The following is a 1,683-nucleotide window of genomic DNA, read 5'->3' on the forward strand; positions in this document are numbered from 1 at the left end:
TCCTGACTTTGACACCTTTCTTTGTTCTATTTTATAAATATTACAAAATCAATGAGTTACAATTTTTGAGTCACCAAGTAGGGTGACGCGGCGGTGAAAATCGCTATTTTTACCTATGTTTTTGCGTAAAAAGAAAAATCGATCAGGGACAACTAGCGTGGTGGTAGTTGAGAAGCGCCTGGGAAAATTCAAGCATGTCAAAACCATCGGGGTTAGCAGTGACAAAGAGGAACTAAAAAGACTCCATGCCAAGGGTCGGGACTGGATTTTAAAACATTCTGGCATGGCAGATATTTTTAATGATTATCAGCGTGAAGAAGAAGAAAAGCTTGTAACTGATCAGTTATTATCGAATATTGAAAACATCCTGCTTAATGGTTCCCAATTGATATTAAATCGTGTTTACGATTTAATAGGATTTAATGAAATAGAGGATGATGTATTGCGACATTTAATAACTGCGCGTTTGAGCCAACCCATGAGTAAAGCTGCTACGGTTGAATATTTAAAATCACATTTTGATCAAGACCTCAAGCTTCACAATATTTATCGCTACTTAGATAAGTTATATAAGAACCAACAAGAGAAAGTACAAGAGATAAGTGTGGCCCATACTCGAAAGATTCTAGGAGGAACTATTGGATTAATGTTTTATGATGTGACCACTTTGTACTTTGAAGCAGATCGTGGTGATGGTTTTAGGGAGTCTGGCTTCTCAAAAGATGGGAAGCATAGCCAGCCTCAACTAGTTTTGGGGTTATTAGTTAGCAAGGATGGTTATCCTCTTTCTTATTCGTTGTTTAATGGTTCTCAATATGAAGGACGAACGATGCTTCCTGTGGTTGAAGATTTTGTAAGAAGATTTAACCTGGACGATTTTGTTCTAGTAGCAGACTCTGGTCTTATGAGCAGAAAGAATTTAGAACTATTAGAAGCCCAAGGATACCGCTATATTGTAGGAGCTCGGATAAAAAATGAAAGCAAGTCCATAAAACAATGGATTCTATCTCAGACCAAAAAAGAAGGTGTGTTTCATGTTAAACAAAAAGAGAAATCAAGGCTTATTGTTGGTTATTCAAGCAAGCGAGCCAGAAAAGATAAATATAACCGGGAAAAAGGAGTAGAGAGACTTGAAAAGGCTTATAAAGGAGGTACTATTACTAAAGAAAATATCAATAAGCGAGGGTATAATAAATTCCTGGAACTATCCTCCAATGTGGGGGTTGTAATTAGCCCGGAAAAAATCAAAGAGGATGAAAAATGGGATGGTTTAAAAGGATATTTAACCAATACCGAGCTATCTGCACAGGAAGTTTATTACCAATATTCCAGCCTCTGGTCTATAGAACGGGCTTTTAGAATTACTAAGGGAACCATTGAAGTACGTCCAATGTTCCATTTTACTGAGCGTAGAATAGAGGCTCATGTTTGCATATGCTTTGTAGCCTATAAGGTGTATAAAGAATTGGAACGAATACTTAAAATAAACCAAGTTGATTTAAGCGTAGACAAAGTTCTAAGCATTGCAAAAACCATAACAACAATCAAAATAAACTTACCAATCAGTGGGAAAACGGTACATAAAACGATGTTTCTCACCGAATCTCACAAAGAAATAGCGTTCCTTTTTGACGATGATTTTTGGGAAAATCATTTAGGGTGACGCATTGTCGAAGTCAGGAA

The 1,683-nt window shown here is 36.7% G+C and carries 1 protein-coding gene; it reads left to right on the forward strand.

The window, feature by feature from the left end; all coding sequences use genetic code 11:
- Positions 1–115 precede the first annotated feature (115 nt).
- Entirely contained in the window at positions 116–1,663 is a 1,548-nt protein-coding gene (locus tag DET49_RS18310) for an IS1634 family transposase (RefSeq protein WP_133550299.1), read from the forward strand.
- The last annotated feature ends 20 nt before the right edge of the window (positions 1,664–1,683 follow it).

This window comes from Salegentibacter sp. 24, assembly GCF_004362395.1.
GTDB lineage: Bacteria > Bacteroidota > Bacteroidia > Flavobacteriales > Flavobacteriaceae > Salegentibacter.

Bases quoted from the DNA above. Each gene is read 5' to 3' on its own strand.
- DET49_RS18310 (WP_133550299.1), top strand. From the start codon at position 116: ATGTTTTTGCGTAAAAAGAAAAATCGATCAGGGACAACTAGCGTGGTG.